The 25855-nt window shown below is 66.2% G+C and carries 23 protein-coding genes, 2 tRNA genes and 1 riboswitch; of the genes, 11 read left to right on the top strand and 14 right to left on the bottom strand.

Translation table 11 applies throughout. From position 1 onward, the window contains the following. Nucleotides 1-26: 26 nt before the first annotated feature. A complete protein-coding gene (locus AC3IT0_RS03810) occupies nucleotides 27-1853 on the bottom strand; it encodes a phosphoenolpyruvate carboxykinase (GTP) (protein ID WP_489322470.1) in 1827 nt (608 codons plus the stop codon). A 275-nt stretch (nucleotides 1854-2128) separates the two neighbouring features. Here AC3IT0_RS03810 and AC3IT0_RS03805 point away from each other — a divergent pair. From AC3IT0_RS03805 to AC3IT0_RS03785, 5 genes are all read left to right on the top strand, one after another. After that, nucleotides 2129-2202: transfer RNA gene (locus AC3IT0_RS03805), tRNA-Arg, on the top strand. 273 nt (nucleotides 2203-2475) lie between these two features. Then, the gene (locus AC3IT0_RS03800) at nucleotides 2476-3969 is read left to right on the top strand and encodes a dihydrolipoyl dehydrogenase family protein (RefSeq protein ID WP_489322469.1); all 1494 of its coding nucleotides are present in this window, start codon (nucleotides 2476-2478) and stop codon (nucleotides 3967-3969) included. Between the two features lie 118 nt (nucleotides 3970-4087). Next, entirely contained in the window at nucleotides 4088-4795 is a 708-nt protein-coding gene (locus AC3IT0_RS03795) for an ABC transporter ATP-binding protein (RefSeq protein ID WP_489322468.1), read from the top strand. Next, nucleotides 4792-6828 carry a YhgE/Pip family protein gene (locus AC3IT0_RS03790; protein ID WP_489322467.1) on the top strand — a complete coding sequence of 679 codons (2037 nt, stop codon included), beginning with the start codon at nucleotides 4792-4794 and terminating at the stop codon, nucleotides 6826-6828. Before AC3IT0_RS03795 ends, AC3IT0_RS03790 begins: the two co-directional genes overlap by 4 nt. A gap of 98 nt (nucleotides 6829-6926) precedes the next feature. Further along, the gene (locus AC3IT0_RS03785; protein WP_489322466.1) at nucleotides 6927-7541 is read left to right on the top strand and encodes a TetR/AcrR family transcriptional regulator; all 615 of its coding nucleotides are present in this window, start codon (nucleotides 6927-6929) and stop codon (nucleotides 7539-7541) included. A 544-nt stretch (nucleotides 7542-8085) separates the two neighbouring features. Here AC3IT0_RS03785 and AC3IT0_RS03780 read toward each other — a convergent pair. Beyond that, on the bottom strand, nucleotides 8086-9114 hold the full coding sequence (locus tag AC3IT0_RS03780; protein WP_489322465.1) for an EamA family transporter: 1029 nt from the start codon (nucleotides 9112-9114) through the stop codon (nucleotides 8086-8088). A gap of 72 nt (nucleotides 9115-9186) precedes the next feature. On the opposite strand from AC3IT0_RS03780, the gene AC3IT0_RS03775 reads away from it, so the two are divergent. Next, nucleotides 9187-10167 carry a LysR family transcriptional regulator gene (locus tag AC3IT0_RS03775; protein WP_489322464.1) on the top strand — a complete coding sequence of 327 codons (981 nt, stop codon included), beginning with the start codon at nucleotides 9187-9189 and terminating at the stop codon, nucleotides 10165-10167. Here the strand turns inward: AC3IT0_RS03775 and AC3IT0_RS03770 are convergent. Continuing rightward, a complete protein-coding gene (locus AC3IT0_RS03770; protein ID WP_489322463.1) occupies nucleotides 10145-10672 on the bottom strand; it encodes a SixA phosphatase family protein in 528 nt (175 codons plus the stop codon). The genes AC3IT0_RS03775 and AC3IT0_RS03770 overlap by 23 nt on opposite strands. Before the next feature lie 306 nt (nucleotides 10673-10978). Continuing rightward, complete coding sequence (locus AC3IT0_RS03765; protein ID WP_489322462.1) at nucleotides 10979-11842, bottom strand: winged helix-turn-helix domain-containing protein; 864 nt, start codon at nucleotides 11840-11842, stop codon at nucleotides 10979-10981. A 620-nt stretch (nucleotides 11843-12462) separates the two neighbouring features. Here AC3IT0_RS03765 and AC3IT0_RS03760 point away from each other — a divergent pair. The 3 genes from AC3IT0_RS03760 (at nucleotide 12463) to AC3IT0_RS03750 (ending at nucleotide 15797) form a co-directional block, all read left to right on the top strand. Then, complete coding sequence (locus AC3IT0_RS03760) at nucleotides 12463-13203, top strand: response regulator transcription factor (RefSeq protein WP_489322461.1); 741 nt, start codon at nucleotides 12463-12465, stop codon at nucleotides 13201-13203. 7 nt (nucleotides 13204-13210) lie between these two features. After that, nucleotides 13211-14800 (top strand): HAMP domain-containing sensor histidine kinase, encoded by a 1590-nt coding sequence (locus AC3IT0_RS03755; RefSeq protein WP_489322460.1) that lies wholly within the window; start codon nucleotides 13211-13213, stop codon nucleotides 14798-14800. 80 nt (nucleotides 14801-14880) lie between these two features. Further along, nucleotides 14881-15033: riboswitch (cyclic di-AMP (ydaO/yuaA leader) on the top strand. Between the two features lie 5 nt (nucleotides 15034-15038). Continuing rightward, complete coding sequence (locus AC3IT0_RS03750; RefSeq protein ID WP_489322459.1) at nucleotides 15039-15797, top strand: aggregation-promoting factor C-terminal-like domain-containing protein; 759 nt, start codon at nucleotides 15039-15041, stop codon at nucleotides 15795-15797. Nucleotides 15798-15846: 49 nt separating this feature from the next. Here the strand turns inward: AC3IT0_RS03750 and AC3IT0_RS03745 are convergent, their stop codons facing one another. The 4 genes from AC3IT0_RS03745 to AC3IT0_RS03730 form a co-directional block, all read right to left on the bottom strand. Then, nucleotides 15847-16527 carry an HAD-IA family hydrolase gene (locus AC3IT0_RS03745; RefSeq protein WP_489322458.1) on the bottom strand — a complete coding sequence of 227 codons (681 nt, stop codon included), beginning with the start codon at nucleotides 16525-16527 and terminating at the stop codon, nucleotides 15847-15849. A gap of 43 nt (nucleotides 16528-16570) precedes the next feature. Continuing rightward, nucleotides 16571-16945: a VOC family protein gene (locus AC3IT0_RS03740; protein ID WP_489322457.1), complete on the bottom strand. Its 375-nt coding sequence runs from the start codon at nucleotides 16943-16945 to the stop codon at nucleotides 16571-16573. Nucleotides 16946-17006: 61 nt separating this feature from the next. Further along, on the bottom strand, nucleotides 17007-17642 hold the full coding sequence (gene upp, locus AC3IT0_RS03735; RefSeq protein WP_489322456.1) for a uracil phosphoribosyltransferase: 636 nt from the start codon (nucleotides 17640-17642) through the stop codon (nucleotides 17007-17009). Nucleotides 17643-17654: 12 nt separating this feature from the next. Then, nucleotides 17655-18446 carry a phosphatase PAP2 family protein gene (locus AC3IT0_RS03730; RefSeq protein ID WP_489322455.1) on the bottom strand — a complete coding sequence of 264 codons (792 nt, stop codon included), beginning with the start codon at nucleotides 18444-18446 and terminating at the stop codon, nucleotides 17655-17657. 61 nt (nucleotides 18447-18507) lie between these two features. On the opposite strand from AC3IT0_RS03730, the gene AC3IT0_RS03725 reads away from it, so the two are divergent. Continuing rightward, nucleotides 18508-19014, top strand: coding sequence for a nucleoside deaminase (locus AC3IT0_RS03725; RefSeq protein ID WP_489322454.1), 507 nt, complete (start codon nucleotides 18508-18510; stop codon nucleotides 19012-19014). Between the two features lie 27 nt (nucleotides 19015-19041). On the opposite strand, the gene AC3IT0_RS03720 is transcribed toward AC3IT0_RS03725, so the two are convergent. From AC3IT0_RS03720 to AC3IT0_RS03700, 5 genes are all read right to left on the bottom strand, one after another. Continuing rightward, entirely contained in the window at nucleotides 19042-20340 is a 1299-nt protein-coding gene (locus AC3IT0_RS03720; RefSeq protein ID WP_489322453.1) for a DNA glycosylase AlkZ-like family protein, read from the bottom strand. A 3-nt stretch (nucleotides 20341-20343) separates the two neighbouring features. Continuing rightward, nucleotides 20344-21630, bottom strand: coding sequence for a glycosyltransferase (locus AC3IT0_RS03715; protein ID WP_489322452.1), 1287 nt, complete (start codon nucleotides 21628-21630; stop codon nucleotides 20344-20346). A gap of 4 nt (nucleotides 21631-21634) precedes the next feature. After that, nucleotides 21635-22030, bottom strand: coding sequence for a 6-pyruvoyl trahydropterin synthase family protein (locus AC3IT0_RS03710; RefSeq protein ID WP_489322451.1), 396 nt, complete (start codon nucleotides 22028-22030; stop codon nucleotides 21635-21637). Between the two features lie 13 nt (nucleotides 22031-22043). Continuing rightward, nucleotides 22044-23096, bottom strand: a complete 1053-nt coding sequence (locus AC3IT0_RS03705; protein WP_489322450.1) for a zinc-dependent alcohol dehydrogenase — start codon at nucleotides 23094-23096, stop codon at nucleotides 22044-22046. Nucleotides 23097-23351: 255 nt separating this feature from the next. Further along, nucleotides 23352-24953 carry an HNH endonuclease signature motif containing protein gene (locus AC3IT0_RS03700; RefSeq protein ID WP_489322449.1) on the bottom strand — a complete coding sequence of 534 codons (1602 nt, stop codon included), beginning with the start codon at nucleotides 24951-24953 and terminating at the stop codon, nucleotides 23352-23354. A 296-nt stretch (nucleotides 24954-25249) separates the two neighbouring features. On the opposite strand from AC3IT0_RS03700, the gene AC3IT0_RS03695 reads away from it, so the two are divergent. Continuing rightward, nucleotides 25250-25336, top strand: a tRNA-Ser gene (locus AC3IT0_RS03695). Nucleotides 25337-25518: 182 nt separating this feature from the next. On the opposite strand, the gene AC3IT0_RS03690 is transcribed toward AC3IT0_RS03695, so the two are convergent. Continuing rightward, entirely contained in the window at nucleotides 25519-25647 is a 129-nt protein-coding gene (locus AC3IT0_RS03690) for a zinc finger domain-containing protein (protein ID WP_489323711.1), read from the bottom strand. Between the last annotated feature and the right edge of the window lie 208 nt (nucleotides 25648-25855).

The following is a 25855-nucleotide window of genomic DNA, read 5'->3' as shown; positions in this document are numbered from 1 at the left end:
GGGCCGCCGTCGTACTTTCTGGAACGTTAGCCCAGGCGGGCCTTCAGGCCGGCGAGTTCGGACTGCAGTGCCTCGGGGAGGGAATCGCCGAAGTTGGCGTACCACTCCTCGATGGACGCGAGCTCGGTGGCCCACTCGGCCGGGTCAACGCGGACTGCCTCTTCGACCTGTGCGGGCGTCATGTCCAGGCCCTTGAGGTCGATGGATTCGCCGGTGGGAACAAAACCGATCGGCGTCTCGACGGCGTCTGCCTTACCTTCCAGGCGCTCGATGGCCCACTTGAGGACACGGGCGTTGTCGCCGAAGCCAGGCCAGGCGAAGCCGCCCTCGGCCGTGCGGCGGAACCAGTTGACCAGGAAGATCTTGGGCAGGCGCTCCGGGTTGCCCTTGGCGGACAGGTTCACCCAGTGGTTGAGGTAGTCGCCGGCGTCGTAGCCCATGAACGGCAGCATGGCCATGGGGTCGCGGCGAACCACACCCACTGCCCCTGCTGCCGCGGCAGTGGTCTCGGAGGACAGGGTGGAACCCATGAAGATGCCGTTTGCCCAGCTGCGAGCCTCGGTCACCAGCGGGATGGTGGTCTTGCGGCGGCCACCGAACAGGATCGCGGACAGCTCCACGCCGTCCGGATTGTTGTACTCCTCGGCCAGCATGTCGATCTGGTCGATCGGCGTGCAGAAGCGCGAGTTCGGGTGGGCTGCGGGCTTGTCCGAGTCCGCGGTCCAGGAGTTGCCCTGCCAATCGGTCAGGTGAGCGGGCACTTCCTCGGTCATGCCCTCCCACCACACGCCGCCGTCGTCGGTCAGTGCCACGTTGGTGAAGATGCTGTTGCCCTTGGCGATAGCGCGCATCGCGTTGGGGTTGGTGCCCCAGCCGGTGCCCGGAGCCACGCCGAAGAGGCCAGCCTCGGGGTTGACGGCGCGGAGCTCGCCTTCCTTGCCGAAACGCATCCAGGTGATGTCGTCACCCAGCGTCTCAACCTTCCAGCCTTCGATGGTGGGATCGAGCAGCGCGAGGTTGGTCTTGCCGCAGGCGGACGGGAAAGCAGCCGAGACGTAGTAGGTTTTCTGCTCCGGCGAGGTCAGCTTCAGGATGAGCATGTGCTCGGCCAGCCAGCCCTCGTCCCGGGCCATAACGGAGGCGATGCGTAGCGCAAAGCACTTCTTGCCCAGCAGCGCGTTGCCGCCGTAGCCGGAGCCGAAGGACCAGATGGAACGCTCTTCGGGGAAGTGGACAATCCACTTGTCCGGGTTGCACGGCCAGGGCACGTCCGCCTGGCCGGCTTCCAGCGGCGCACCCAGGGAGTGCAGGGCCGGCACGAAGAACGCGTCAGTGGCGGTGATCTTGTCCAGGACCTTGGTGCCGATGGTGGCCATGATGCGCATCGAGGCAACAACGTAGGCGCTGTCGGTGATCTCCACGCCGAACTTGGGATCCTCGGCATCCAGGTGGCCCATTACGAACGGGATGACGTACATGGTGCGGCCGCGCATGGAGCCGGCGAACAGTCCACGCAGCTTCTGCTTCATCTCAGCCGGAGCCATCCAGTTATTGGTGAAGCCGGCGTCATGCTTCTTCTCGGAACAGATGAAGGTCTGCTCTTCCACCCGGGCTACGTCCGCGGGATCAGAGAATGCAGCGAACGAGTTAGGGAAGAGCTCCTGGTTCAGGCGCGTCAGCGTTCCTGCTGCGACGAGCTCGTCCGTAAGGCGCGTGTTTTCCTGTTCGGACCCGTCAACCCAGTAGATCCGGTCGGGCTGCGTAAGCTCAGCAACCTCTTCGACCCATGCCAGCAGTGCTGCATGCGTGGTGGGTGCTTTCTCAAGCAGCGGCTTCTGCGCCAGATCGCCCATTGCGGTTCCCTTCCTCGGGTTCATCGGTGTGGACTAAATGCTATTGGCCGCCCAAGGGCGTCATGCGAGGCCAGCAGTGCACGTTCATGATCGTTGGAGCCGAAAACCGCGCAAATTCAAGGAAAACCGCACTCAAACCGCTGAATTTATGTGAGGAAGGTCACCTAGACCGGTCTAGTAGGCTAGATTACATGCCTCTCGATTTGGACTCCGGGCCACCCTCGCGTAAAGTAATTCGAGGTTCGGGGAGCAAGAAACTCCGCGAAACACAAGATGCGCCCATAGCTCAGCTGGATAGAGCGTCTGTCTACGGAACAGAAGGCCGGGGGTTCGAATCCCTCTGGGCGCACAGAGAAAGGCCCGTATCGGTTCGCCGGTACGGGCCTTTTGTCATTAAGCGCCATGCCCGCGTGCCGCCGGCCCTGGGCCCAGGAACAGCCATGGCCACGCCGCGCGCTGGCTCGGCGGAAATGCGTCACTTTTAGTAGCAAACCCCTGCAGCGCCCCTGGATTCCCGCGGGTGACCCGGCCCGTTGCGGTCAAAAGTTACGCAGTTCTGCAGTCACCGGATTGACGACGCCGGCCCTCCCCGCCTCCCGCGAGGCGGGCGTAGGCTGGACGAATGACGCCTGAAACGCTGCAACGTGAATTCGATGTCATTGTGATTGGTGCTGGGGCCGTGGGGGAAAACGTCGCCGACCGGGTGGTCCAGGGCGGCCTGACGGCTGTCCTTGTTGAAGCCGAACTGGTGGGCGGCGAATGCTCGTATTGGGCCTGCATGCCGTCCAAAGCCCTGCTCCGCCCCGGCACAGCCCTGCACGGTGCACAGACGGTCCCCGGCGCAGCAGAAGCCGTCACCCTGACACTGGATGCAGCGGCAGTTCTGAAGCGCCGGGACTATTTCACCGCGAACTGGCAGGACGACAGCCAGGTGAAGTGGCTGGAAGATACCGGGATTGAGCTGATCCGTGGCCACGGCTGGATCACCGCGCCACGCACGGTTGAAGTAGCCGGGCTGGACGGCAACACGTACGAGCTCAGGGCGCGTCACGCCGTCGTACTGGCCACCGGCTCCACACCAACCGCACCTCCCATCGACGGGCTGGCGGACCTGCAGGTCTGGGGCACACGCGAAGCCACCTCCGCCAAGGAGGTGCCGGAGCGCCTGGCCGTGATCGGCGGGGGCGTAGCGGGCACCGAGCTGGCGCAGGCATTTGCACGCCTGGGCTCGGACGTGACGCTCGTGGCCAGGGGCGGACTGCTGGGCGCATTCCCAGCGGAGGCCACCAAACTAGTGGCCGCGGGGCTGCGCGCGGACGGCGTGGCGGTCCGCCTCCACACGTCCACCGAAAGTGTCCGGGAAAACGACGACGGCACATTCACCCTGACGCTTCAGGACCAGCCGCCGGACGGCCGAATCACCGTAACCGCTGACAAAGTCCTCGTTTCGACCGGCCGGCATCCCGCCCTCGAGGGCCTCGGCCTGGAAAGCCTGGGCTTCGAGGCCCAGGACGGGCAGCCGCTGAAACTCATCACCGACTCCACCGGTCTAGTCCAGGGCGTCCCGGACGCCCCGGGCCCGGACGAGAAGGGTGAGGATCCCTGGCTCTACGCTGTTGGCGACGCTGCCGGCGGGAACTTCTTCACGCACCAGGGCAAGTACGAAGCCCGGGCCACGGGCGACGCTATCGCGGCCCGCGCCAAGGGCGAACTCAGCGGCGCGCCGGCGGCCTGGAGCCGGTACGCCCAGACCGCCAACCAGCACGCCGTCCCGAACGTGGTGTTCACCGATCCCGAGCTGGCTGCCGTGGGGCGCACGGTGGAGCAGGCGAAGCAGGACGGCTACACCGTGTCGTCCGTGGAACTGCCCATCGCGGTATCGGGATCGTCGCTGCATTCGGAACACTACGAAGGCTGGGCGCAACTGGTGGTGGACGAGGACCGGCGGGTCCTGCTCGGCGCCACTTTCGCCGGCCCTGATGTGGGCGAACTGCTGCACGCCGCCACCATCGCCGTCGTGGGCGAGGTCCCGCTGGAACGGCTATGGCATGCAGTGCCGTCGTTTCCCACCGTCAGCGAGGTGTGGCTGCGGCTCCTGGAGAAGTACGGCTTGTAGCAGGGCCGCAAGTGTCCGTTCGCGCTGGGCTACTCACCCGCGGGCTCCACGAAGCTATTTGAACTGACCAGTCAGTTCAGTTAGGCTGGAGGAGGACATACACGTCGAAAGGCCACCTTTGCTCTCCGTACAGCAGCTCCATGTGAAAGGCCGGCGCGACGATTTGCTTCCGCCCACGTCCCTGCGGGTGGGCCTGGGTGAGCTCCTCCTCGTCACCGGCGAACGCCAGGACCAGCGGACAGCCCTTGCCCTGACCATCAGCGGGCGAATGAAACCCACTGGCGGCCGGATCGCGTGGGACGCCAACGAACGCACCAAGTCCCTCCGCCTCGCCAGCGCCCTGGTGGACTCACCCAACGTGAATGAACCCGAGCAGCACCTCAGCGTCCGCGACCTTGTCACCGAGGACCTCGCCCTGATCCCCCGCCGCTACCGGGGCGCGATGCTCAGCAAGCCCTGGCTCAAGGTCAACAGCTTTGAGGACATCGCGGACCTGTGGACGGAACAGCTGACCCCGGACCGGCGCATTGAACTGCTGACCGCGCTGGCCCTCGCCAACCCGCACACGGACCTCCTGGTGGTGGACTCCCCCGACAGGCACGGTGCCCACACTGCGGACTGGCTCCCGCGGCTTGAGGAGCTGGCGTACGACGGCGGCCGGCCGCTCGCCGTCGTCGTCACCGTTACTGCCCTCCCGGCAGGGTGGACGGGACCTGCCGCGGTGATCGGCAACGCCGTCCCGGACCTCGACGCGGCCCCGGATGCGCCCGCTATTACAGACGAAGAAACCGAATCTCTCTTACTCGAAACCGAGGATGCCAAGTGACCGTGCTGCGGCTGGCCCGTTCCGAACTCAAGCGCATGACCGGCGGGTTGCTGCCGAAGCTGACCATCCTGGCCCTGATTATGGTGCCGCTCCTGTATGGGGCCGTGTACCTGTACGCCAACTGGAATCCCTACGGGAACCTGAACCAGATCGACGCCGCCCTGGTGGTCGAAGATACCGGCGCCACGTCCAGCGACGGCACCGAGCTCCAGGCGGGCACGAAGGTGGCGGACGGCCTGGTGGAGGGCAATGTCTTCAACTGGCAGTCGGTTCCAACGGCGGCCGAGGCCGATGCAGGGGTCAGCAGCGGCAAGTACGCGTTTGCGCTGAAGATCCCGGCAGAGTTCTCCACAAACCTGGTCTCACCCGGCAGCTTCGATTCGGCCAGCCAGGCGATGCTGAACGTCACCACCAACGATGCCAACAACTACCTGCTGAGCACCATCGTGGACAAGCTGACCACCGCGGTGCACACCACTGTGGCCAAGGAAGTGGGCGAAGAGACGGCGAACCAGCTGCTCACCGGCTTCGGCACCATCCACGCCCAGATGCTCAAGGCCGCAGACGGCGCCGGGCAGCTGGCGGACGGCGCGGCCACCCTCCGCGACGGGACCGTCACGCTGCACACGGGCACCAGCGAGCTCAGCGCCGGGGCGGGCGAGCTCTACAACGGGCAGCTGAAACTGCGTGACGGCGCCAACCAGCTGACCGACGGCGCCGGACAGCTCAGCAGCGGGCTCTCCGTCCTGAAGGACAAGACCGCCACCTTGCCCACCGACACCCAGACCCTGGCCAACGGCGCGGCCCAGGTGGCCGCGGGGAACGCGCAGCTGAACACCAAGGTCCAGGACGTCGTCACCCAGCTTGATGCCGCGGACCAGGGGCTCCGGACGCGGGTGATCGAATCGAATGCCCGCCTGGTCGCGTCCGAGGTGATCACCCAGGAGCAGGCGGACAAAATCCTGGCCGACTTCGATACCGTGGCCGCCTCCAGCCCCGTCGCCGCAGCGAAGACCCGGATCCAGACCGACGCCACCCAGATCCAGCAGCTCGCGGACGGCTCCGCAGCCGTGAGCGTCGGCGCAGCCCAGCTGGCAACGTCCACCCCTGCCCTGAAGGACGCGATTGTCCAGGCCTCCGGTGGCGCCGACCAGCTCCACACCGGTGCGGCCACGCTGGCCACCGGCGAGCAGTCTGCGCTGGACGGCGCCGGCCGCCTCGCGGAAGGGGCCCAAACGCTCGACGCCGGCGCGGGGCAGCTTGAAGAGGGAGCGGGCACCGCTGCTGACGGCTCACGGACGCTGGCCGACGAAATTGCCAAGGGCGCCGGACAGGTGCCCAACCCGGACGATTCGCAGAAGAGCAGCCTCTCAGAGGTGATTGCAGACCCGGTGGCGGTCAGCAATATCTCCCAGGCGAAGGCGGATTCCTACGGCGCGGGGCTGGCACCGTTCTTCCTGACGCTCGCCTTGTGGATCGGCATCTTTATGCTGGTCCAGGCCATGCGGCCCATCACCCAGCGGGCCCTGGCGTCGAACGCCCCGGCCTGGAAAATCGCCGTCGGCGGCTGGCTTCCGTTCCTGGCCGTTTCGGTGGTGCAGGCGAGCCTGCTGACCCTCGTGGTGAATCTGGCGCTGGGCCTCAACCCCGCGCACCCCGTGCTGATGTGGCTGTTCATGCTGGCCGCGGCCATGGCCTTCAGCGCCATCATCCAAGGCATTGTGGCGCTGCTGGGCTCGCCCGGCAAGCTGGTGGTGCTGATCCTGCTGGTGCTCCAGCTGGTGTCCTCGGGCGGCACGTTCCCCTGGCAGACCACCCCGCAGCCGCTCCATGTGGTCCACGAAATCCTGCCCATGGGCTACGTGGTCACGGGCATGCGGCACCTCATCTACGGCGCGGACCTGTCCATGATCGCGCCCACCGTCCTGGGCCTTCTCGGCTACACGTTGCTGGGCGCGGCGATGTCCACGTTTGCGGTCCGGAAGCACAAGTACTGGACCCTCAAAACGCTCAAGCCGGAGATCGCGGTATGAGCCAGCCCGTCCCCGGACCTGGCGTGCATGAGCCTGTTGGGCACGATCCTGTTGGGCACGATCCTGTTGGGCATGATCCGGTTGGACATGATCCGGCCATGCACGGGCCGGCCGAGAAGAAGCTCCGCCCGGCCCGGACCAATGCCACTCGGCAGAAGCTTTTCGACGCGTCCATGGAGCTGATCGGCCAGCGGGGCGCAGCGGGTGTCACTGTGGACGAGATCGCCGCAGCGGCGGGTGTCTCCAAGGGCACTGTCTACTACAACTTCGGCAGCAAATCGGACCTGATCGCGCAGCTGCTGCGGCACGGCGTGGACATCCTGAAGGTGCGGCTGCTCAGCGAGGCCGGCCACCCAGGGGCCGATCCGCTGCTGGCCATGGAGGCAATGATCGGCCAGGCCATGGATTTTATGGCCGATTACCCATCCTTCGCCCGGTTGTGGGTGAGCGAAAACTGGCGGACTCCCAGCGAATGGCGGGACACGTTCGCTGTGCTTCGGTCTGAACTCCTGGCGGTGATCGGCGCGGCTATAGAGAACGTGGCTGCTGCCTATCCGGTGGACGAAACGATGTCGCGGGGCAGCCTCGAAACGGCGATCTTTGGCGCCTGCTTTGTGGTGGGGCTGGACCGGCAGACCTACAACCCGGAACGCACCCGTGACCAAAGCGTTGCAGCAATCATGGCAATCATGCGCGGCTATGTCGTGAAGTAGCGGGGATGATTGAACACATGCGCCACATGGGGAACAGCGGGAAGTTTGCCTTGATCGCGGCCGTCGCCGCCCTGGGCATGCTGGTGCTCACCGCCATCACCCTGGAAGAGGCCGTGATGGTCACGTTCCTGGGCCTGGTTGCGCTGGCCTACGTAGCGGCCGTGGCGGAGGTCCTGGCCCGGGGGCGCCGCTTGGTCCTGGTAGCCACCGCTGCGGGATCCAGCCTCACCATTGCCTTCTCCCTGGCCTTCGTCAGCACCTGGGAGCTGGCCTTCGCCGAGCAGTCGTCGTTCTTCGGTACGCCTCTCCCCACCGGGGATCCGGACAACTATTTCTACTGGGGCGCCGCCTCCGCGGTGGCCACGCTTGCGGTCCTGTTCCTCGGCGCAGCGTGGCCGGCGGGACGGCGGCTGGGGACTGCCAGACGGAGGCCCTCGCCAGCCAAGCGGCGGCCCGCTTCCGGTAGTGGCCGCCCTGCTGCGCGGCGCCCGGCCACCGGAAGCGCCGCAGCCCGGGGCGCGGCACCCCGCGGTGCCGCAACCGCTCAGCGCGCGTCAGGCTCCCGCGCACCCGCCCGGATGCCAACCTCAGCAGCCAAGCGGCCGTCGTCGTCCGCCTCCCCGGTCCGCAAGCCCGCACCCAAACCAGGTACCAAGGCGGGTGCCAAACCGGCTCCCCGCCGCTGACCCGGCCGCTGATCACGCGGGCCGCGTCCGGCGAGCACCGCCGTCGCCACCCCGCCCAGGAGGAGCAGCCCGCCAGCCAGTTCGGCCGGCGTCGGCACCTCCCCCAACGCCAGCCAGGCAGCGCTCATGCCCACCACGGGAACCAGCAGCGTAAAGGGCACCACGGCCGACGACGGGTAGCTGGCCAGGAGCCGGTTCCAGATCCCGTACCCCACCAGCGACGCGAAAATGGCCGTGTACAGCGCACTCAGGATGGTGGCCGGTTGGAGGTCTGCCAGCGTGCCGAACACCGCATCCGGGCCGTCCACCAGCAGCGACAGTCCAGCGAGGGGCAGCGGCACCACGGCGCCGGACCAGACCACCAGCCCCAGCCCGGAGGCGGCCTTGGCCTGACGCGCAATAACGTTTCCGGCAGCCCAGGACAGCGCGGCTCCCAACACGATGATGAGCGGCAGCACCGGGGCCACGGCACTTCGGCCGACAGCCACCACGGCCAGCCCCGCAACGCCAAGAACGACGCCGGCCAGTTGGCTCCTGCTGGGACGCTCACGCAGGAACCCGGCGGCCAGGAGGACGGTGAGCAGCACCTGCGCCTGGAGGACCAGGGAGGCGAGGCCTGCCGGCATGCCCAGCGCCATGGCCAGGTAGAGGAGGCCGAACTGGCCCGCGCTCATGAAAACTCCGACGCCGATGATCGCCTTCCAGCTGACGTCGGGCTTCGTGATGAAGAAGATCCAGGGGAAGACCACCAGGAGGAATCGCATGGCCACAAACAGCAGCGGGGGAACCTCACGGCCGTTCGCATGCAGGCCGAAGTCGATGGCCACGAAGTTCAGGCCCCAGAGAACGGCGACCAAGGCAGCGAGGAGGGAGTGTCGGAGATTCACGGTCCCACTCTTGCAGAACTCCAGATGAAGCACCAGCGTTGAATTCTGCGTCGAATCATGTACGTTTGCTTCATGATTGAGATCGGTTCCCTGCGTGCCCTTGCGGCCATTGAACAGCACGGTTCGGTCATAGCGGCGTCGGAGGTGATGGGTTTCAGTCCGTCCGCCGTCTCCCAGCAGATCAAGAAGCTGGAGAAGCAGACCGGGTTCCCCGTCCTGGAGCGCCGCGGCCGCGGGGTGCTGCTGACCGAGCGGGGGCTCACCCTGGCAGCATACGGACGGCGCATCCTGTCGGAGCTCGAGGAACTGGAATCCACCCTGTTGGCGGATCCGGCCAAGCCCACCGGGCACCTCAGGGTTGTTTCCTTTTCCACGGCCTGCCGGGGCCTCGTGGGGCCGCTGCTGGGACGGCTGGCTTCATCCGGAGCGGACCTGGACATCAGCGTGCTGGCCGAGGATCCGCGGGAAGCCGTGGCGCGCGTGGCCAACGGCGAGGCGGACCTGGGGGTGGTCCACAACTGGAACTCCGTCCCGCTGGTGATACCGGAGCACATGGCGCTTGAGTGGCTGTGCGAAGACGTTGCTGACGTTCTGGTGCACCGCGACCATCCGCTGGCAGGACGCGGCGAGGTGGAACCGCCTGACCTCGTGGATGAACGGTGGATCAGCACCCCGCACGGCGCCATCTGCAACGAGGCGCTGCTGCGGATCTTCGCCGATCTTGGCCGGGTGCCGGACATCAGGGTCTACGATCCCGACTTTGCAACCCACATCGCCCTGGTGGAGCAGGGAGCCGTGGTGGCGCTGGTCCCGCGCCTCGGCAGGCCCGCACTGCCTACGGACGTCGTCGCCCTGCCCCTGGTCAACCCCATGCAGGTCAGGCAGGTGGGCATCGTGTACCGCCGGACCATGGCCGCCAGCCCCGGCATCCAGTACGTCGCCGGACTGCTGAGGGAGGTCGCCGGGTCCAGCGCGGGCGATGGGACCCGGGAGGTCGCCGGGTCCAGTGGAGATGCTGGGTCCTTTGGGCTCAGTGGGCTCGCGGCACCTTGAATTTGGTCAGCCGGGCGTCCTGCCCGTCCAGCTCGGCCCAGGATTTTTCCGTTTCCATGACCGTGAGGGCGCTGGTGGGGTAGCGGGTGGCGGCGTCCATGTAGGCGTCGTGGTTTGAGTCGCGTGACGCCAGATGCATGGCGAGGTCCTGGACGCCAGGCATGTGCGAGATGAGCATCAGGGTGGTGACGGTGTCAGGCACGTGGTTGACCACGGCGAGCATCCGCAGTGCAGAGGCGGCGTAGAGACCGTCCTCAAGCTTCGGCGTCGGGGCCTTATCCCCCAGTTCAGAGCAGACCCAGGTGCAGGTCTGGCGGGTGCGCAGCGCGCTGGAACACAGGATGAAGTCCGGGAGGATGCCGTGCTTGACCAGCCACTTACCGGCCAGGGGCGCCTCGCGGTGTCCTCGTTCCTCCAAAGGCCGCTCATGATCCGCGACGCCGCCAGGCCAGTCGGACTTGGCGTGCCGCATGATCACCAGGCGCTTGATGTGGTGGTCGCTCATCCCCCAAGCCTAGACCCCAGCGAAGAAACCCGACCCGCGGCGCCGCCGTCACGCCCAGCACGCTTTTGGCCGCACCAAGAGTCCAGTCCCGCGGAATGTCGGGCCCGGCCGAGGGCGGCGAAGCTAAAAGCATGCTCCCCGTGACAAACCCGGGCCACCGCGCCCTCGAACCAGCCGCGGAGGCCAATGCCCAGAGAGCCCGGCTGAACGCGAAAAGGCGGCACATACCGAAAGCGCCGTTGTTGCGTGAGGTACGAGCGCAGGCGCAGAGGGATCGTGCCGCCTTTTCGATGTACTGAAGTAGGGCTAGATCGAGTATTCCGGAGCGGCCCAGACAATCACTTCGGGGTGCTCGTAGAAGCGGTAACCCTGGCCGCGGACGGTGCGGACGGTGTTGGCGAGGCGGCCCAGCTTGGAGCGGAGGCGGCGGATGTGGACGTCGATGGTGCGCTCGTTGGGGACTTCCTCGGCGTTGCGCCACAGGCCCTCAAGCAGTTCGTCGCGGCCCACTGTGCGGGTGCCGTTTTCCACGAGGTAGTTCAGGAGTTCGAATTCCTTGAAGGTCAAGTTCAGGGATTCGCCGTCCAGGTGGACTTCGCGGCGGGCAAGGTCGATCAGGACGCCGGACGGGCGCGGGTCCTGGGGCTGCAGCCGCGCAGTCTCGGTGCGCTTCTGCGCGTTCACGGTGGGGTCACCAAAGGTGGAACGGACGACGTCGAGCGCGGAACCGGGGGTGCCGGCCGGGGCCACGGCCACGGCTGCGTAGCTTTCGGCACCGGTCACGAGCGACTGTGCGTAAGCGCGGATCTCCTGGGCAAGTTTGGCAATGGAGGTTCCGGCAGCCGCTGCGGTCTCCTCGTCGATGCCCATGTACACGACAAATCCACGGGCCACGGTGTCATTGGCGACCGGGCGGACGGTGTTGGGTCCCGCGATGACCGGAGTGGGCGCAGTCAGCGGCGCGGCTTCGGCGGGCTGGACGGCGCGGAGCTGGCCGTAGGAATTGGGGTTGTAGCCCTGGGGTGTGTAGCCGGGGGCCGGAAAGCTGGCGCCAGGGGCGGCCGGGGCGAATGCCGGTCGGGCACCGAATCCCTGGCGGAGGCCGGAAGCCTGGCCGGCCTTGCCTGCGTTACGGACGGAGATGTGGACGTATCCAGATGCAACTGACATGAATGCTTACCTCAATGTGAATGGCCGTCATCGCGGCTCGAATGCTGGTTGTCCCCGCAATGAAATCTGGGGATGGCGCCCTACGCTGGGCTGGGGGGCGAATGCCTAAGAACTTCGTGGGGTCTGAAGGTCAGGCGTGCATTCGGCAACAGCGCATGTCGGCAGCAGCGGGTGTGCTGGGCCAATATTCTGCGGCTGCAGGTGCTGTTGAGTTCTTGTTCACAATTGAAAGTGTGCAACGTAACAATGAAAACTTGCAAGTAACAAAGGGCGCTTTGTTCCGCATACTGAGACAAAATACGGATTTGTGTTGCAGATCACCATTCTGAAATGGCAAGAAAACTGCAGTTGTTGCCCGCGAAGGGCGCACGAATGGCCCTACATGGCGAACAATCTTCACCCAATCGCGCTTCTAAGCCGGAAGAATTCACCGTGCAATGGCTTGCCGGAATTGCCCGTTGCCTTTCGGCGTCTGTCCAACGGAAACGGCTCCCGCCGGCGAATTATCGGCGTTCCGCCCGGCCACCCAGATCGCCCATCCAGCTCGCTAGGCTGGGATTCACAGCGTGCGCACAGGAACCCCATAGCGCGGGCTAACCGAATGATCGGAGAGTTGTCCCATGGCCACTTCGCACTCCATGACCAACAACCTTCCGCAACTGACCCACCCGGACGGCTCCCCCATCCGCGCCCTGGTGGTTGACGACGAACCCAGCCTCTCCGAACTCATGAGCATGGGGCTGCGCATGGCCGGATGGTCCGTTGGCGTGGCTTCGGACGGCCCGGAGGCCATCAAGCTTGCCAAGGAGTTCCGCCCGGACGTCCTGGTGCTGGACGTGATGCTCCCAGGGTTCGACGGCGTTGAGCTGCTGGGCAGGATCCGCGCCTTCGCGCCGGAGGTACCTGCGCTTTTCCTGACCGCCAAGGACGCCGTCCAGGACAGGATCGTGGGCCTGGCGGCCGGCGGGGACGACTACGTGACCAAGCCCTTCAGCATGGAGGAGGTCCTGCTGCGGCTGCACCGCCTGGTCCAGCGGTCCGGCGTTGCCGCAATGGACACCGCCGAACTTGTGGTGGGTGATCTTGTCCTGAACATCGACACCCGCGAAGTGACCCGGGCAGGCGACGACCTCCAGCTCACCGCCACCCAGTTCGAGCTGCTCCGGTACCTCATGGAGAACCCCAAACGCGTGATCAGCAAGGCCCAGATCCTGGACCGCGTCTGGAACTATGACTTCGGCGGTCAGGCCAACATCGTGGAGCTCTACATTTCCTACCTGCGCAAGAAGGTGGATGCAGTGCACCCGCCCATGATCCATACCGTGCGGGGCGCCGGCTACGTCATCAAGCCGACCGAGTAACCCCTCCATGTCCACGCCGCAAGCATCCTCGCCGCGAGCAACGCCAGCACCAGCCCGGAGCTGGCTGAAACCGGATACGTGGCATCTGCGCACGCGCCTGATCCTGTTGACCATGGCCCTGCTGGTGGCCATCTGCGGCGCCGTGGGGCTGTTCAGCTACGCCTCCATGGACTCCTTCCTCACCGGCCAGCTGGATGGGCAGCTGAGCCAGGCCGCCAAACGCTCGAACGATCCGGGCCGCCCACCCTTGGGCGGCTTCAACGGCAGGCCCGATCCCCTGGACTCACGCGGGCAAAGTGTAGGAACGCTGAATGCGCGGATCCTGAACGGCCAGATCCCCAGCGGCGGCTTCCTGGACTCGGACACCACCCGCCTCGCCCTCGACACCGAAGACAAGCAGACCCTGCTGGCGCTGACGCAGAACAGCACCCCTGTGAACCGCTCGCTATCCAACGGGGATTACCGGATTGTGGCCGTGGAAACCGGTTACGGCGATGTCCTTGTCACGGGCCTCCCGCTCGCCGCCAAGGAGAGCACGCTGGCGTCGCTGGTGTGGACTTTTGTGTTCGTTTCCCTCGGCGGCCTGGCGCTGATCGGACTGGCAGGAACCGTGCTGATCCGACGCACCATGAAGCCGCTGGAGCAGCTTTCCGAGGTTGCTACCCGGGTGGCCCGGCTCCCGCTGGATGCGGGCGAGGTGGCACTTGCGGTGCGCGTCCCGCCGTCGAACTCCAACCCCGGAACCGAAGTGGGCAGCGTAGGGCACGCCCTCAATCTGATGCTGGACAACGTCGCCAACGCACTTGAGGCGCGGCAGCGGAGCGAGACCAAGGTTCGGCAGTTCGTTGCCGACGCGTCCCATGAACTCCGCACCCCGCTGACCGCCATCCGCGGGTATACGGAGCTGATGCGGATGACCGAGGACTTCACCCCGGACGGCCGGAAATCCCTTGGCCGCGTCCAGAGCCAGTCCGAACGCATGACCACCCTGGTGGAGGATCTGCTCCTGCTGGCCCGGCTCGATGAGGGGCAGCCCCTGAAGCTCAGCGAAGTTGACCTCACACAACTTGTGATCGAGACCGTCAGTGACGAGAAAGTCATTGCCCCGGACCACCACTGGCGCCTTGAACTGCCTGACGAGCCGCTCGCCGTCACCGGTGATGCGTCCCAACTGCGTCAGGTGCTGGTCAACCTGCTGTCCAACGCGCGCAAGCACACGCCGCCCGGGACCACCGTGGTCACCGCTGTCAGGAAGGCTGCCGATGGCGGCGCGGCGGTGACGGTAACGGACGACGGCGGCGGCATCCCTGCGGAGTTCGTGGACCATGTTTTCTCCCGGTTTGCCCGCGCAGACGCGGCCCGCAAGGGTACGGCACCTGCCTCGGGCGCCGGGGCGTCGGAAGGCACCAGCGGCCTGGGCCTGTCCATTGTCCAGTCGATCATGGAGGCCCACGGCGGGAGCGTGGAAGTGACATCGCGGGGCGGGCGGACGGCGTGTCGCCTTGCTTTTCCCCGCCGGCGTCCTGGCGCGGACAGCCGACGCCCGAGCGCAGCAAGGCGACACACCGCCGTCGTGACTCCTGTTACCAAAATGTGACTTCAGCGTCGAGCTCCTGTAGCGTCGTTGAGGTGCGGTTCCCTTTTGGGCCGCATATCCGGATGACGCCAAGCTCTGCCGCTTCCCGGATTCCGTTTTCAGAGGCAGAGGCGGGGGACCCACCGTCCCGGGCACCAAGTGTCCTTTGGGGTTAAGCCAACACGTGATTGTGCCGTGTGGCCGGATGCCCTCATCCGAACCCGACAGCTAACTCCGCAGGTGTGAGAGGCGATCCATCATGTCTGAATTCAAGGTAGAACCGCGCCCGCAGGGCGACACAAAGTCCGACAGCCGCCGCAAGCAGTCCCGCTTCGGTGCAGCTATGTCCCCGCTGTCCAAGGCGGCCCGGATTCCCTCCGTGGGCCAGCGCGTCGCGGTGTTCGCCACCGCGTGCGCCCTGTTGGTCGGAGTCAGCGCCGCAGCACACGCTTCCGAGTCGGCCTCGCTTGCAGCCAGCGCCAACCAGGCCGCCGAAGAAGAGCGCGCCCAAGCGAACCTCAGCTTCGAAGCAGCCGAGATTCAGGCCCCGGCCACCCCGGAAGCTCCGCCGGCCGAGATCAACGTGGCGCCCCAGGCTGCCGACCCGGCACCTGCCCCTGCACCGGAGGCCGCACCGGCTCCGGCTCCCGAGCCGGCTCCTGCCCCTGCCCCGGCTCCCGAGCCGGTTCCTGCCCCTGTTGTGGCGATCAATGACCCCGCAGGAGCCCAGGCCTACGCCGCCGGCCGGCTGGCGACCTATGGCTGGTCCGCTGACCAGATGCAGTGCCTGCAGACGCTGTGGACCAAGGAATCCGATTGGACCACCACGGCCACCAACCCCAGCAGCGGCGCGTACGGCATCGTCCAGTCGTTGCCCGCCGAGAAGATGGCGAGCGCCGGCGCGGACTACGTCACCAACTACCGCACGCAGATCAACTGGGGCCTGAACTACATCCAGGAGCGCTACCAGTCACCGTGCGGTGCGCTGAACTTCCACCTGTCGAACAACTGGTACTAAGCCGACTTCGCTGAGCGGCGCCGGCAGTTCACGAAGGTGATCCGCCGGCTCAAAACCGGAAAGAAATGATCTGCCGTCCCCCAGCGTCCGTTTCCACGGAGGCGGAAACGGCACTGTAATCCGGGATGTGGAGCACGCCTTCCGGCAACTCGCCCGTATTGGGACCCACGGCCACCGTCCGGATACCTGCGGCAACACCTGCGGCGATTCCTGCGGGCGCGTCCTCGAACACCACGGCGTCCTCCGGTTTCACGCCCAGCAGGCTGGCTGCCATCAAATAGCCTTCCGGGTGCGGTTTGCCCCGCGTGACCCGGTCCGCCGTCACGGCCGTAGCCGGCATCGCCAGTCCGGCGGCGTCCATACGGATGTCCGCGAGAGTCCTGTCCGCTGAGGTCACCAGCGCCACTGCCTGGGCCGGGAGGCTGCGAAGCAGGTCGGCAGCCCCCGGCAGCGCGACGATACCCGCAGTCCGCACCCTTTCCATCGCCCCGAGTTCCTCAGTGAGCGCCACGACGTCGGCCCCCTCCGGCGCGAACCGGCGTACGGTATCGACAGCCTGGACGCCGTGCGAAGTGCGCAGGATTTCGGCGATGTCCAAGCCGTACCGGGCAGCGAATTCTCCCCAGACCTCCTCCACTACTGCCGTGGAGTCCACCAGCGTGCCGTCCATATCGAAAAGGACGGCCCGGCAGGTCAGTGTTCGCGTGGCGGCAGGTGCGGCAATGTTCATGCTGCCTATTTTGCCTTAGGCGGCACGACCCGGCGTCACAGTCTTAGGCGGCACGACCCGGGATGTACTGCACCGCCCATTTGTTGCCATCGGGATCGGCGAAATAGACGAAGTGCCCCCAGTCCTGGATGTCTATGTCGCTGACCTCCACACCGTTGCTCTTGAGGTGGGCGTGGGCAGCCTGGATGTCGCTGACCACCATCTGCAGGCTTGGGGCCGTACCCGGAGGGGCGTCATTGAGACCCTCGCCAATACAGATGGAGCAGGCGGATCCCGGCGGGGTCAGCTGGACGAAGCGGATGCCATCCATGGGCCGCTCGTCGAAATCCGGGTTGAATCCAACCTTGTTGACGTAGAAATCCTTGGCACGGTCAACGTCGGATACGGGCACAAAAACGAGTTCAAGTTTCCAGTCCATGCGCCACAGGCTAACGGCGGCGGCAGGAAAGCGGAAGGCTTGTTTCTGGAGCAGCCCTGTCCTAGCCGGCGATGCCGTACAGGCGGTCTCCGGCGTCGCCCAGCCCGGGAACGATGTAGGATTTCTCGTCGAGCCGTTCGTCAATGGAAGCCAGCACGATGGTGACGTTGGCCTCGGCAAGTTCCTCTTGGAGCTTGGCCAGGCCTTCCGGCGCGGCCAGGAGGCAAATGCACGTGACGTCGGAGGCGCCGCGCTTAAACAGGAACTTAATGGCTTCGCGCAAAGTTCCGCCCGTAGCAAGCATGGGGTCCAGCACAAAGATCTGCCGGTCCGTCAGGTCCTCCGGGAGCCGCTCCGCGTAGGTGATGATGTCCAGGGTTTCTTCGTCGCGGGCCATGCCCAGGAAGCCCACTTCAGCGGTGGGGACCAGCTTGGTCATGCCCTCAAGCATGCCGAGCCCGGCGCGCAGGATGGGGACCACCAGAGGTGTGGGCTTGGTGAAGGCGGTGCCCACTGTGGTGCTAACGGGCGTCTCGATGGTGACCGGCTGGGTGCGGACCTCGCGGGTGGCTTCGTAGGCCAGGAGAGTCACCAGCTCTTCCGTCAGCTGCCGAAAGACAGGTGACGGAGTCTTCTTGTCCCGCAGGACGGTGAGCTTATGGGCGACCAGCGGGTGGTCCACAACGAGAGTGCGCATGCGTCAAAACTATCACCCGGCACTCCCGCCACTGGGTCCGGCCATGCCCTTGTCCTGGACCACATCCCGCACCAGGGGCCGGTCGAACGTGGGGGCCGGGCCGTCATGATCGCGCCGCCTGATGAAATGGAAGAGCCTGTGCGCCAGGATCACGATGCCCAGCCAGGCCAGGCCAAGCAGCCAGGCGGCAATGACGTCGGTGAGCCAGTGGTGCCCCAGGAACACCCGGCTGAGCCCCATGCCGACGATAAACAGTGTGCCGGCTGCGATCAGGGACACCCGGACCAGGGTCTTCTGGTACTGAATGCAAGCCAGATAGATCACCAGTCCGATCACCACCGTGGTGTTCAGCGTGTGGCCGCTGGGAAAGGACGGTGACGTCTCATACGGCGGCACGGCGTTCGAGTGGTCCGGCCGTGTACGGCCCACAAGCTTCTTCCCGAGGGTGGTGGCGGTGATGGCGAAGGCTGCGGCACCGCCTATCAGGACGATGGGCCGCCAGGTCCGTCCGACAAATGTGAGCCAGGCGGTCAGGATACTGGCGAGGATTGGCATTCCGACGCCTCCGCCGATGTTCGTAAAGCCGGTCACCGCCGAGTCCAGCACTGGATTCCGCAGGTCTTCGGCATACCTGAGGGTTGGCTTGTCCAAGTTCGCCAGGCCGGCGTCGTCCACCACATCGTTATAGACCTCGGCACCCAGAAGGGCCAGGGTCACCGTGATTATGCCGCCGATCAGGATGGTGATGGCCAGCGCGGCATACGGCTTGAACCATGTCCTCAACCGCTCTGCGAGGGTGTCCACGAGTTCCTCCTGGCGTCACTGAATAGCAAGGATGGATATCCTTCGAAACTATCATTGAGCCATGGTCCCCGGCGAAAAGAAATACAGCGAGTGGATGGGCCTTGCCCTGGACGAAGCACGGCGCGCACTGGCCACCGAGGACGTGCCCATCGGCGCGGTGGTAATTGGGCCCGACGGCGCCGTGCTGGGCTCCGGACGGAACCAGCGGGAAGAGCTGGGAGACCCCACTGCCCACGCCGAGATAGTGGCCATCCGCCAGGCTGCGGACCGGTTGCGTGCCTTGTCCAGGCTCGACGGCGGCACCGGGGATGGCTGGCGGCTGGCGGACTGCACGCTCGTTGTGACTCTGGAGCCGTGCGCCATGTGCGCCGGCGCGGTGGTGCTGGCCAGGATTCCCCGCGTGGTCTTCGGCGCCTGGGACGAGAAAGCCGGAGCGGCGGGCTCGGTGTTCGATGTCCTCCGCGAGCGCCGGCTCAACCACTGGGTTGAGGTGTACGGCGGTGTCAGGGAAGAGGAGTGCGGGGCGGTCCTCAGGGACTTTTTCGCGGCACACCGCAGCGGGCTGTAACGCGGCTCAGACCGCCTGCCATGCGTCTCAGCTGGCGGCATTCAGGGCGTCGATCCTGTCCTGGCGCGAGGCCGGTGAGTCCAGGCTGAACGAGCGGAAGTCGCCCAGTTCGTCCCGGATCCAGGCCTCTACCTCGGCGATGCGTTGGGACACCGCGGGCGTGGCCCCGTCAAAGAGCCAATGGGCAATCCGCGATTTCGCGGGATCGTATTGCCACAGCCCGATGATCCGGCCGCGGTCGAAGATGGGATGGTCCGGCAGGTCAGCCTGCAAGGCCAACGTGGACCCCAGGACTTGCTTTCCCTTGTCCTGTTCGGCAAACAGGTCCCCTGAGTTCCGGCGGAGCAGGACCAAAGAGTCCGTGCCGGCCAGCAGCTGAATCTGTTCCTCCGCGGGCGCCTCGAACGACGCAAGGCGCCCGACGTCGTCGGGCATCATCCACAGCACCTCACCGTTGGCGGTGGGAACCTCCACCGCCCCAATGGCGGCCAACGCCGCTTTGGTGTGGGCCAGGGTGAACCCGGTGAACCATTGCGACTGCTTGACCGTGGCGCCGCCAGTCCAGCCGAGATAGCGCTGCAGGAGGAGGCTGCGGGCGGCGTCGTCGTCCATCGCGGTGGGCGGCAGCCCCCACAGTGTGTAGGCGTAGCGTTGCTGATCCAGCCGGCCGTTGGCGGGGACGCGCCGGATCCGGCCGTCCGCCTGGAGGAGGCCCAACGCCGTCGGCAACGTGGTGGCGGCGCCCTTCTTCTTGCCCTCTTCGCCGAGGTTCCTGACAGAATCGCCCAGCAGGTCCTTGAGCTGCTTGGGGTCCAGCGGGCTGCCGGCTTCGGCCAGAGCGTGGAGGATTTCCTCCTCCAGCAGCGTGATCTCGCCGCGCTCGACGCCCATCCTCGCCAGAACACGGAACGGTGCCACGGCGGCGTCCCGGCCGATCTGGAGGCCCCACGCAAAGTCGTCCTGTCCCAGCACATAGGTGCAGCCGCGGGCGGTGGGCAGCTCGTGGATTTTCAGGGACAGGACGTCGGCATCCGCCTGCGCGCGGCTTGTGCCGGCGCGCGCAAAGAGTGTGAGGTACGGGTTGGCGCCGCCGACGGAACGGGCCCAGCCTGCTCTGCTGAACACGCTGGCGGCGTCCGCGCCGTTCAGTGTGCCGTCGAGGCCCTGCCTGTGCCAGGCCCATGCCCTGAGGAGTTCTGGGGTGAGCGCCTGCGGATCCGGGGCATCTTGGCTCAGGGCTTGCGGGGTCACGGCTTGTGCGATCACGGCTTGTGGGACCACGGCTTGTGGGATAAAGACGCTGGCGGAGGTCGGGTGCGAGGTCATGGCTTATTGTCCACCTGCCTTCCCCGCGGCGGTAGGCGCTTCTTCAGGAGACGTTCCTTTGGAACGCGATTCTTGCGCAGGCACGCCGAGGATCTCCAGGACGTTCCGGGCGGTGGAGTCCCAGCCGGGCAACTGTTCCCGCGCAGCCAAGGCAGCCGCACGCCAGCCGGCGCGGAGGTTTCCGTCCTCCAGCCACTGCCGGATCACGGCAGCCAGCACGTCCGGGCGGTGGTCTTCGGGTCCGCTGCCTTCGGGTCCGCTGTCTTCGAGTCCGCTGCCTTCGAGTCCGCTGTCTCGAGGTGCGTCGCCCTCAGGTTCGGCGAGCCCGACGGCGGCGCCCGGCACCGCATACGCCGCGCCATCGCGCTCACCATCACCTTCGCTGTCCAGTCTGCTGTCCAGTCTGCCTGCGAGACTGGCGGCCAGTTTTCCGGCCAGTCCCAACGCGTCCACGGCGCCGGTTCCCTCCCGCACGATGACAGGGATGCCGTGGGCCAGCGATTCCGTCACCACAAGTCCAAAGGCTTCGGCCCGGGACACAAGCAGGCTCAGGTCCGTCCGGTTCCATTCGTCCGCCAGGGCTTTCCCGGCGAGCTGGCCGGTCATGCGCACCCGGTCCTCCATTCCATGGGAGGCAATGGCTGCCCGGACCTGCGCCGCGTAGACGGGGTCGGCGTCGTCCGTTCCCACCAGGGACGCTGTCCAGGCGAGGTCCTGGAGCCTGGCCAGCGCCGCCACGGTCAGCAGCTGGTCCTTGTTGGCCAGCAGCGCGGCCACCGCAATGATGTGGGGCGGAGCCGAACCCGGCGCCACCGGTGCAGGGTCAGTCCCGGGCAAGGCAACCCGGCTGGCGGGGAGTCCGTGCTTTTCTGCCGCCGATGCCGCTGCGGACGTACTGGTGCAGATTACGCCTGCGGCAGCCCGCAGCGCCCGCCCTTCGCCGTCGGGATGGCTCGCCGACGGCATGTGCTGCAGGACCCAGGTGTGTTGTCCTGCGGCCGCGGCGTACTCCAGTTCGACAGGGGCGCCGCACGCGATCAGCCCGTCCACGAGGGTCACGGTTTCTGGGGTGATCCCCGACCGCGGATGGTCCGTCTCGGCGTCCCAGGCGCCCAGCAGGCCACCGAACCGCCGTCGTTCTCTGGCACTGGCCTCAGGCCAGGAACCTTCCACGGGCAAAACCTCCACGGCAACGCCCAACGTCCTCAGTCCTTGGGTGAGCCGCGCGTTGTAGACGTTGCCCCCGGAGTTGTGGCGGATGTTGGCGGGGACCAGGAATCTGACCAGCATGGGATCAGGCGGAAAGGTCAAGCGTGTAGGTGGCCCATGCGTCCGGATTTTCGCGCAGGGTGACGTCGACCCCGGCGAGTTCGCGGCCGTCGTCGTTGTCCTTGAGCCGGCCCGCGACGGCGTGGGCGATGTACTCGGCAAGTGCCTCGGTGGTGGTGAGCTTGCCTGCGAAGTCCGGGTGTTCGTCCAGATTTTTGTAGCTGAGGCCGGACAGCACGTCCTCGATGATGCTGCCGGCAGCCCCAATGTCCAGGACGATCGAGTCCCGGTTCAGCGCACGACGGAGGAACGTCACCTCCGCCACGAACGTCGCCCCGTGGAGGGCCTGGGCCGGGCCAAATACTTCCCGCGGGAGGCTGTGGGCAATCATGAAATGGCGTCGGACGGTCAGGCTGAACACGGGCTACTTCCTGTCATTGGGGCCGGCTTCCGCGGGGACTGTCCGCATGGGGGTATTCGGCGTTGGGGTAGTTAGCGTTGGGGTATTCGATCACATGGCATAGGGCCTCGAGAGTGCCGTGGGCCAGGTTCTGGACTACTGCCGGCAGATCCGTGAATGGCGAGGCGCCGGTGAGGAAGGCATCGAAGATGGGGTCCTTGAGGAGCTCAACAGCCAATTCCAGGCGCTCGGCCGTAGTCCGACGGTGCCGCCGTGCCCGGGCAACCACCCCCACCTGGCTGGCCCGGATGGAGAGCCGGCGTGCGTGGAAATCCTCACCCAGCGGAACCGTGACCTTGTGGTTGGCGTACCAGGACATCTCGATGATCTCCCCCTCGTCGCCGGCCAGCTGCAGGCTGCGTTCGAGGCCTTCCTGGGACGCGGAGCAGTGGAACACGATGTCGCAGTCCGGTTTGGCGTCATCGGGGTGGGCGAACTCCACGCCGAGCTTTTCCGCCAAATGCTTACGTTCCGGGTCCACGTCCACGAGCTGGAGGCGGGCCAGCGGGAACGTGCGCAGGAGCGCAGCTACCATCCCACCCACCAGACCGGTACCGACAACGGCGATCCGGTCCCCCAGCCTCGGTCCGGCTTCCCAGAGGGCATTGACGGCGGTTTCCACGGTGCCGGTAAGCACGGCGCGGCGGGCCGGAACGCCGTCGGGAATCCTGGTGAGCGCGTCGGTGGAGATGACGTAGCGGTCCTGATGGGGGTTGAGGCAGAAGACCTTCTGGCCAGCCCATCCCTCGGGCCCCTCCTCCACAACGCCCACCGAGAGATAACCGAACTTCACGGGAGACGGGAAGTGGCCTTCCTGGTGCGGCGCGCGCATTTCCTCGGCCACCCGGGGCGGGACGGAGCAAGTGTGGACCACAATTTCCGTGCCCTTGCTGATGCCTGAATACAGCGTGCGAACCAAAGCTTCGCCGGGTCCGGGGGCGGGCAGGACCTCGTCCAGGAGCTCGCCGTGTTCCGGGCCCGTGGTCCAGTACGCGGTCGCCTGCGCCTCTTTGCGTGACTTGGTCATCGTGCTTATGAATGTAGCCCGCGGGGGCTCTCCGCGACACCCACCCGGCGCGAACGGACACTTGCGGCCCATCTCGAGAAGACACGACTCTGCGCGAGAGGACACTTGGGGCCCATGAATCTTGGCCGCAGCTGTCCTGTCGGGCTGGTGTGGAAGCATGCCTGCTCTGCCTGCTCCAACTCTGCCTCAGCCCTCCTCAGATTTCGGTCGCTCACGGCGGACAGGGACTTCGGGCGGCGGGGCGACCCGCGCTGATTAGTCCCGGAATGGAACGAAGCCAGGCAGGCTCTCGGCCGGCAGTGGAATGCCAGCAGGGTTAAACACGGGAGTGAAATCGTGCTCAGAGGCCCAAACGGGAGTTTCGCCTTCCGGTGCACCCGGATATCCGAGTCCGCGCGGATCAGCTTGGAACGCCATCCCTGACTTTTGGCCCGGCTGTTGTGTTGGCCAGGGTTCTGGCCAGTGGGGTGGTTCCCAGTCGGGGTGTTCGCTTGGGTAGTGGCGTCCGGTGGGTGATGTCCAGCCGGGTGGTTCGTGCTTGGTGGCTGTTGTGGGTGTCCAGCCGCTGGTGTGTTTGAGCCTGTGGTGCTTTTTGCATGGCTGGCCGAGGTTGGTGATGCCGGTGGTGCCGCCCTTGTGCCAGGCGAGGATGTGGTCGGCTTCGTTGTCGAGGGAGTGGTTGTTGCAGCCGGGGAACGGGCACTTCCCGTCCCGTAGCCGTAGCCATTGGCGTTGGGCTTTCGTGACGCGGTAGCTGGTCCGCCCGATCTCCAGGGGTGCGCCGTCGCGAGGGTCTGTCAGGACGCGGTGGAAGGATTCGGCGCCGTCGGCGATGAGGTGCCGGGCCATGGTCGGTGGGATGGGGCCGTAGCCGTCGAGCATGGCGGGTTCGTCGGTGAGGCCCAGCAGCGACATGACCGGGACCGTGATCAGCACCTGGGCCCGCGGGGAGGGAACACCGTCACCCACGCCGTCGGATTGCCCGCCAGGGCTGGCACCGGTTCCGTCACCGCTCTTTTCCCCGCCGGACGTGCTGTTGTTGGTGAGGAGCCAGGTGGCGGTGGTGTCGGCGCGGAGTTGGGTGAGGGTCCGGTCCTCGTGGGGTCCTTGGAGGGCGCGGGCTGCGGTGGTGGTGCGGTCCCAGATTCCGGCGGCCTGGTCGGCGGGGAGGTAGGCGGAGAGCCAGGCCATGCCGTCCCGGTCGGGGGAGTACTCCACGCGCCGGTCGGCAATGCTGCGGGTGTGGCGTTTTTCGATGCTGATGGGGTGGTGGCGTTCGCGCCAGGTGCGGGCTTTGTGCCGGAACCGGCCGGGGATCAGTTCCCCGGCCGGGCACGCACGGGCGGGGTTCCCGGCGTCGGGGCCCAGGAAATGCTGTTCGAGGGCTTGGGCGCCGGCGGGGTCGAGGTTCATGGTTTCGTCGACGATGATCCGGGCGTACTGCCACGAAATCGTCCCGGCCTGCAGCGCGGACAGGGTCAGCGGCAGGGCGGTGGTCAGTGCGTGGGATTCGGCGAGCAGGGCACCCGCGGAGGGTTCGCTGACCGTCAGGGCACACGCCACCTCAGCAATGACAGCCATCTCCTGACCCCTGTGGTCCTGCGGGGACTCGGCCGGGCCTGCCAGGGTCTCGGCTGCGGTGGCATAGCCGGCGGCCAGCCAGGCCTTCAGGGCGGCACTTTTCGCGTCCAGCCGGGCGATCTCGGCCAGCCCATTCAGGAAACCATCCGCCACCCGACGCAACGGATCCGCCTCCGAGGAACCGGAGGAATCGGTCCCGCCGCGGAGCGCCCCGGCCAGCTCGGCGTAAGACGCCGCAAGGGCCTCCGCGGTCGCCACAGCTGCTCTGCTATCCATACTCAAAGCATCCCAGCAGGGTCTGACAATAACGGTGAGGCTGAACGCCTATGTGGACAACGCCGCTGACGTCGTTTCTTGAGCTGCCGGCGGGGCTGGGCTCGGCACAACTGTCCCCTCGCGCGGTGGTGGGGCTTAAGTGTCCCCTCACGCAGGGGGCTTAACTGTCCCCTCGCGCAGGGGGCTTAAGTGTCCCCTCGCGCGGTCGTGGGGCTTAAGTGTCCGTTCGCGCCATCTGTCGGGGGACGCACGCCGTTTTGTGGATGGGCGGCCTACTCCGGTAACCTATTCAGGTTGGTGACGTGTCCGAGCGGCCGAAGGTGCAACACTCGAAATGTTGTTTGGTGTCAAAGCCAACGTGGGTTCAAATCCCACCGTCACCGCTGATGAGAAAGGCCCTGATTCCCTTTGTTTGCAAGGGAATCAGGGCCTTTCTCAATATAAGGCCGGTGCGCACATTCTGCCCACACTCGAGCGTTGCGGCCTCTTCGCGATCAATGCTGTCTTCATCCCCAAACGTAGGATCGGCTGGTCCGATCTTGAAGGCGTAACCTCACGGTCTGCTTCACGGATTGACCATCTTCCTTCGGGCGGCGTGCGGATCATAGAGAGGCTTGCCCGCAGGCGAAGCGCACTTCTCCCCTGGTGGAGCCCCGCATCTGGTGCATGCGTAGCTCTGGGCAGCCTTCGCCATCGCACCGTATGGATTGTCAAAGGCAAGGGGTGCCGCCCTTACCTTCTGCCACTCAGCACGAATTTCCTCATATTTCGATTCCGCGGCGGCACCAAATGCTCCGGAGGACGTTGTATTTTTGGCATTCTTTGACTTACGTCGACGGCTCGTGGGCATGAGTAAAGCATTTCAGATAAAGTGGCGACCCCTAAGCATTGCGGCGCCGGGG

This window comes from Pseudarthrobacter sp. KH_020_B (assembly GCF_057840185.1).
This window is presented reverse-complemented; position numbering and strand designations above follow the sequence as displayed.